The 6,406-nt window shown below is 60.7% G+C and carries 8 protein-coding genes; 4 read left to right on the top strand and 4 right to left on the bottom strand.

Translation table 11 applies throughout. The annotated features are described in order from the left end of the window. Positions 1-72: 72 nt before the first annotated feature. Genes ACQKJZ_RS17255 through ACQKJZ_RS17245 form a run of 3 tightly spaced genes read right to left on the bottom strand, consistent with a single transcriptional unit; the run spans position 73 to position 1,969 of the window. A complete protein-coding gene (locus ACQKJZ_RS17255) occupies positions 73-663 on the bottom strand; it encodes a short chain dehydrogenase (RefSeq protein ID WP_427732695.1) in 591 nt (196 codons plus the stop codon). A gap of 33 nt (positions 664-696) precedes the next feature. Further along, positions 697-1,380, bottom strand: a complete 684-nt coding sequence (locus ACQKJZ_RS17250; protein ID WP_048938673.1) for a DUF1349 domain-containing protein — start codon at positions 1,378-1,380, stop codon at positions 697-699. Between the two features lie 31 nt (positions 1,381-1,411). After that, positions 1,412-1,969 carry a TetR/AcrR family transcriptional regulator gene (locus ACQKJZ_RS17245; RefSeq protein ID WP_037445098.1) on the bottom strand — a complete coding sequence of 186 codons (558 nt, stop codon included), beginning with the start codon at positions 1,967-1,969 and terminating at the stop codon, positions 1,412-1,414. A gap of 230 nt (positions 1,970-2,199) precedes the next feature. Here ACQKJZ_RS17245 and ACQKJZ_RS17240 point away from each other — a divergent pair, with 230 nt between their 5' ends. The 3 genes from ACQKJZ_RS17240 to ACQKJZ_RS17230 are packed head-to-tail and all read left to right on the top strand — an operon-like array spanning position 2,200 to position 5,548. Then, positions 2,200-4,032, top strand: coding sequence for a copper resistance system multicopper oxidase (locus ACQKJZ_RS17240; protein ID WP_037445095.1), 1,833 nt, complete (start codon positions 2,200-2,202; stop codon positions 4,030-4,032). After that, positions 4,029-4,340, top strand: coding sequence for a hypothetical protein (locus ACQKJZ_RS17235; RefSeq protein ID WP_125445810.1), 312 nt, complete (start codon positions 4,029-4,031; stop codon positions 4,338-4,340). The genes ACQKJZ_RS17240 and ACQKJZ_RS17235 overlap by 4 nt, the downstream gene beginning before the upstream one ends. After that, positions 4,337-5,548, top strand: a complete 1,212-nt coding sequence (locus ACQKJZ_RS17230; RefSeq protein ID WP_037445092.1) for a copper resistance protein B — start codon at positions 4,337-4,339, stop codon at positions 5,546-5,548. Before ACQKJZ_RS17235 ends, ACQKJZ_RS17230 begins: the two co-directional genes overlap by 4 nt. A 161-nt stretch (positions 5,549-5,709) precedes the next feature. Here ACQKJZ_RS17230 and ACQKJZ_RS17225 read toward each other — a convergent pair whose 3' ends face one another. Beyond that, the gene (locus ACQKJZ_RS17225; RefSeq protein WP_037445127.1) at positions 5,710-5,991 is read right to left on the bottom strand and encodes an ArsR/SmtB family transcription factor; all 282 of its coding nucleotides are present in this window, start codon (positions 5,989-5,991) and stop codon (positions 5,710-5,712) included. A 205-nt stretch (positions 5,992-6,196) separates the two neighbouring features. On the opposite strand from ACQKJZ_RS17225, the gene ACQKJZ_RS17220 reads away from it, so the two are divergent. Then, positions 6,197-6,406 (top strand): hypothetical protein (locus tag ACQKJZ_RS17220; RefSeq protein ID WP_427732690.1); only part of this gene is annotated, 210 nt, incomplete at its 3' end.

Raw genomic sequence — 6,406 nt, 5'->3', positions numbered from 1 at the left:
CAACTCCCTACTTGCCGCGTGACGTTCGCTATCCGTTCGCCCTTTCCGTGCAGATACGTCACTTTCGTGTAGTCACCCCTCACCGGATATGAACCCTTCGACCGACCGTTGAAATGCCTTCCCCACGAGCGCGCCCGGAACCGGCTCGAAGCCCGGCATCATGGCACCATAGACGTCCCACGCCTCCTCGAGGACGGTCGGATTGACCACGTTGATCCGTATGCCGCGCGGCATTTCGTGCGCGACGCAGCGCACGAATGTGTCGATCGCGCCGCTGGTCGTCGCATCCGCGATCGCCTCGGGAACGGGCTTGATATTCAAGATCCCGGAAATGAGGGTAAACGAGCCGCAGTCAGCGACATAGTCACAGCCTACACGCACCAGGTTGATCTGCCCGAGCAGCTTGCTTTCGATGGTTACGCGCCATTGATCATCGGTCATGGTCACGAAGGGCGCGTACTCGCAGTGGCCAACGGCGCAGATCACGGCATCGACTTGTCCGACCTTTTCAAACAGCGCTCGGATAGATGCCGTGTTGGTAATGTCCACTTGGTGATCGCATGTCGAGCCAGAGCGGCTGGCGGTCACGACGTCGTGGTGGGCGAGGCCTTTGAGCGCAGCCTGTCCCATGAGGCCGTTAGCCCCAACGATGAGAATCTTCATTGTCGTTGTCTTTCCCGGGTCGATTTTGCGCCGTCAGAGGCCGAGGCGAAAATCCGAAATGCTGGTCTTGGTCAGGGTCAGGTCCCGGAACTGGGTCACAGATCCCTTGCCCTGCGGCGATTGCGCGCTCACGCCCACCCACAGCTTCTGAGGATAGTCATTTTTGAACAAGCGGATCAGCTGCCAGCTCTTCTGGTCCGTCGAATAGTAGAACCCGACCGTTTTCGTATCCGAAGAGATTTTCATCCAGACATTCGGCGCTGTCACAACATCATGATTGTTGTCATCGGAGGTGTCGTTCGTGCGGACGCTGACGATGCGAACCCGTCCCCGCTCATCACGCTCCATCGCCATTTTGAGCCAGTGGGCATCATCGACCCATATGTAGAAGGTGCCGGCGTCGTAGGTAGCGTTGAACGACGGGGTCACCAAACCTGACAACGTCCAGGACTTGGCATTATCGACTTCTGCCAGGAGAACCGGCGCAGTGTTGTTCGACAGCTTGCCGTCGGGATCGCGGAAATTGTCACGCCCGCCCTCGCTCGCCAGCGAGATCATTCCTCCTTCAACCTTCGCGGATCTTGCCGCCTGATTAAGCGATCGGGTGAAGCTGATTCCCGGCAGGGCCAGGTTCACTTTTTCATCGCCCATTTGCTGAGCATTCGCCGGCAGCGCCAGACCCATTGCGATCACCATCAAAGGGAGTTGCACTTTCATCGTCAGATCCTCTTTTCTGTCTTGAACGTCGTCAGGTCACCGCCGAGGCGAGTAGACCGGCAAGATGATCGACCGCTTCCTTCTTCGAAATGCGGCCGCGCTGCACCTCGTTCGAGAGCGATGCGGCGGCGCCGACAAAGGCTACGACCGAGGCAAAATGGATGGGACGTGCAGCGCGAGACTCGAGCGTCGCAACGCAAAGGCCGACATAGCGATCATCGCAGTCCCGGCGCATGGTTTCCATTTCGGCGCCGCCACTCAGAGCGCCAGCCAGCGCCGCTGCCACAGGCCCTGACTGCTCGACGCAATCGACATAGGCCTGGGCGATGACTTTAGCCGCCTCCTCGACCGTAGCTGCGCGCTCGAGGGCCTTGGTCAGCTCCTCGATATGGCCGGTATAGTAGCGATCATAGAGCGCGCAGAGCAGCCCTGCCCGGCTCTGGAAATGGTTATAGGCAATCGGCTTGGAGACCCCTCCCCGCTCGGCCGCCTCGGCCAGCGTCAGAGCATGCACGCCGTGCTCGGCAACATACGACCATGCAGCGTCGAGTAGGGCATTGCGGCGATCCGCCGCGGACAACTTCACCACCGGAACAAACTCATATTACGATTCGTAACTTACTTATCGTAATAAATCGCTCGCGACGCAAGCGCACCTTTTTGGTGTCTCGGAAGCGGCGTGATCAGAACGGGTTCGCTGCTTCATGGCGATCGAACACATTGCCAGATTGCGTTCGCGAGAAAGAGCTTGACCTTACCATGATGGGAAGGTGGACAAGGTATGTCGTTTTATCCCCTCTGAGGGACTTGAGAGGCGACATGACTGATTTGATCGACCGCCGTGCCCTCCTTCGGGGAAGCGCGGCTTTGGGAGGAACGGCTGCGCTCGCCAGCTGGTTTCCTGCCTGGGCCCAACCCGTGTCCGCCGGTATCGTGCGGCCACTCCCGACAGTGTCCGGCGATGAAATCCATCTGAAGATCGCTGCGCAGATGATGACGATCGATGGCCGGATGAGCCATGCGATCGGCATCAACGGCACAGTGCCCGCGCCGCTTGTTCGGCTGCGGGAAGGACAGAAGGTCCGCCTCCATGTTGAAAATGCACTGGACGAGGACAGCTCGATCCACTGGCACGGGCTGATCCTCCCCTTCCAGATGGACGGCGTTCCAGGCGTGAGTTTCCCCGGGATCAAGCCCAGGTCGACCTTCACCTACGAATTCCCGATCGTTCAGTCGGGGACCTATTGGTATCACAGCCATTCGGGTCTGCAGGAACAGCTGGGCCATTATGGCCCGATCGTGATCGACCCCGCCGGCGAGGACCCGATCAAGTCCGACCGCGAGCATGTTCTGGTCCTGTCCGACCACAGCCCGCTTCACCCGCATACGATCTTCCGCAAGCTCAAGCAGCAAGGAGGCTACTTCAATTTCCAGAAGCAGACGCTGGCTGGCCAGCTCGCTGGCCGTGACCAGAGCGGCAAGGATCGGCTTGCCTGGGGCGCGATGCGCATGGACCCGACCGATGTTTCAGACGTAACGGGCAGCACCTACACCTATCTCGTGAACGGCCATGGCCCTCGGGACAACTGGACGGGGCTGTTTCATCCGGGCGAGCGCATACGCCTGCGCATTATCAACGCCTCGGCGATGACGACGTTCAACTTCCGGATTCCCGGTTTGAAGCTGACGGTGGTGCAGGCAGATGGTCTCCCGGTTCGTCCGGTGAGCGTCGACGAAATTCAGGTAGCGGTTGCCGAGACCTATGACGTGATCGTCGAGCCGGCAGACGACCGTGCCTATACGATCGTTGGCGAGAGTGTCGATCGCTCGGGGATGGCGCGCGCCACCCTTGCTCCGCGCGAGGGCATGGCCGCAATTGTTCCGCCGCTGCGCAAGCGTCCCTTAGCCGACATGAAAGACATGGGGATGGGCGATATGGCGGGTATGTCCAGCATGGATCATTCGGCCATGCCCTCGAGCGGCAAAGATGCTGCTTGCCCGCCGGAACATGCGGCGATGGGACATTGCAAGCCCGCCGGCGACGCGGCGGCAATGGACCAACCGACGATGAGCCACGGCACCGGCGGCATGAAGCATTCGATGCGCGACATGTCGATGGCACCCGAGGTCAAGGACACACCGACGGTTCAGACGATATCGCCGATGCCGATCGACCGAACGGGCGAACCAGGCCAAGGGCTCAAGGATGTCGGCCACAAGGTGCTGGTTTACCGCGATCTCATGGCGGTCGAGCGCAACCCCGACGTAAGAGCGCCGGACCGATCGATGCGGATCCATCTGACCGGCAATATGGAACGTTACATGTGGGCGTTCGACGGCGTCAAACTGAGCGAAGTGAAAAAGCCCATCCCGTTTCTCAAGGACGAGCGGGTCCGCATCACGTTGGTCAACGATACAATGATGGGGCACCCCATCCATCTGCATGGACATTTCTTTGAGCTGGTCACCGGCCACGGCGCCTACGCCCCGCGCAAACATACCGTCCAGGTGCAACCCGGCGGCACCGTGACGTTCGACGTGACGACTGACGCCGTGGGCGACTGGGCGTTTCATTGCCACATGCTTTATCACATGCACGCAGGGATGATGCAGATCGTCTCCGTGCGCCCCCGCGAAGGAACGGCCGCATGAAAATCCTCATCTCTCTGTTCGCAACCTCGATCCTGGCTTTGAGCGCGCCGCTGGCTGCCCAAACAATGGACCACAGTCAGCATGGCAACACCCGGGCAGATGCCAGGAAAGCGCCGTCCCGGCCCTCGGCCAAGCCCACGGCGAAGCCACGCAAAGCGCCTGCGCCTTCGCGCCAGGCGCCTGCGAAGAGCGATCCATCCTGCCCGCCCGAGCATGCCGCCATGGGTCATTGCACACCCAAGCCTGCCGGTGCCGCCAAAGGCAAGCCAAGTGCCTGGCTCAGCCATATGAACGAGTTGCGAGCATGAAAACCCTGGCATTCCTGAGTGCGGCGTCGGTCCTGGCGCTCGCCAGCCCGGCGGGCGCTCAGTCCATGGATCATTCTCAGCATCAAAGCGCGCCCGCGTCGGCCGCAGATAGACCGGACGCGACAAGCAAGACGGGGGCGACGGCATGTTCTCCGGAACATGCCGCCATGGGGCACTGCAAACCCGCCCCGGCCGAAGCGAAAAAGGACCCGCTTGTCCCTGCTTCGGCGCCCGAGGTCAAAGTCCGCAAGCAGCCTGTCTGCGCCCCGGAGCATGCGGCGATGGGCCATTGTACACCGGCGCCCGACACGCAGGAAGGTGACGAAGATTCGTCAGCTGGACCACCCCCGTCAGCGACATCTTCAGACCCCTCCTGCCCGCCCGAACATGCGGCAATGGGTCATTGCACCCCGAAGGCGGCCGCTCCCGTTATGCCATCGGTGGAGCAGTCGGGGACTGCGCTTCCAGCCGGCAATGCACCGGCGCCAGCAGCGCCCGACGCAGATTATGCAGATCGGGTCTGGGGTCGCGATGCGATGAAGCCTGTTCGGAACGCCATGATGAAAGAGCATGGCGGGATGTCCTATTCACAGGTCATGCTCAATCTCGCCGAGATCCAGATCCGCGATGGCAAGGAAGGCTATCATTGGGATGGAGAGGCCTGGTTCGGCGGGGACATCAACCGGCTGACGGTCAAATCTGAAGGCGAAGGTGATTTCGGTGGCGGTCTGGAGGGCGCCGAGGTCCAGGCTCTCTACAGCCGCGCGATTGGCCCCTACTTCAATCTGCAAGCAGGCGTACGGCAGGACATCCGACCAGAGCCTTCGCGCACATACGCCGTCATCGGCTTTGAAGGCTTGGCCCCCTACTGGTTTGAGATCGAGGGCGCGGCCTTCGTCTCGGACAAAGGCGATCTCCTGGGCAGGATCGAGGGCTATTATGATCAGCGTATCACGCAGCGCCTGGTCGCGCAGCCACGCGCCGAGGTGAACCTTTCCGCGCAGGATATGCGCGCGGAAGGGATCGGGTCGGGTCTGGTCAATGCCGAGCTCGGGCTGCGGGTTCGATACGAGATTGTCCGCGAGTTTGCGCCCTATGTGGGTGTGGCGTGGGAACGAAAATTCGGCGAGACGGCCAGAATTGCTCGCGCTGCCGGCGAGGACACCGGAGGTTTCAATCTCGTCGCCGGTGTTCGGGTCTGGTTCTGACAGAGATCGCACGCGCGGATTTTCAACGATCCTCGCCGCGATGCTCTTGAGGCTGCCCCGGACTTTCAGGACTGTGTTCGGGAAGGCTTCAAGTGCGGCCCAGACGCGCGCCAGCTAGAAAGCTCGAGTTGACGCGCGTCTGGGCCATCCAAACGGCCGATTCAGTCCTCGCTGTGATCCTCACCGATATGGGATGCCATATCGATCAGCATGTCACTGACATGCGCATCGGCTACCTGATAGAAAACCTGGCGAGACTGTCGCTCGCCCCGCACCAGTCGGGCACCACGCAGTAGCCGCAGATGGTGGCTTACGAGCGTCTGGGAAAGACCGAGGCTTTCTGCAATGTCGCCAACCGCCTTGGGCACATTCAGGCAAAACAGCAATATCCGCAGACGGGTCGGATCGCCGAGCAAACGAAAGGTCTCGGCCAGAATAGTCATCTCATGGCTCGATAGGCGGAGATGCGCATCCCCCACGTCCGGGCCTGTATGTTCATGGACGTCAGACATTTCGATCTCACTCTTGGCAGCATGCATTCGACATATGTGGACATGTTCATATGCACGAGATGAGGCTCCTCTCCAAGGACGACAAGGTCAGGGGGCGACTTTCGCTCGTGACGCCTGCCAGACCAATGGCACCAGCATGAGCGCCAGCGCGGGCAGGATGGCCCAATTGATCACGACCCAGCCTGCGCTGTGCATCACCGATCCTGCAAGGAAGGACACAATGGCTGTCACCCCGAAGACGAGAAAGTCATTCTGGACTTGCCCCGGAAAAGTGGAGAGTTCCCTTGAGGTGAAAGGCGAACTCGATGACGAAGCAGCGACGTTTCACGAAGGAATTCGAGGAGGA

Source organism: Sphingomonas sp. NPDC019816 (assembly GCF_050274375.1).
GTDB lineage: Bacteria > Pseudomonadota > Alphaproteobacteria > Sphingomonadales > Sphingomonadaceae > Sphingomonas.
This window is presented reverse-complemented; position numbering and strand designations above follow the sequence as displayed.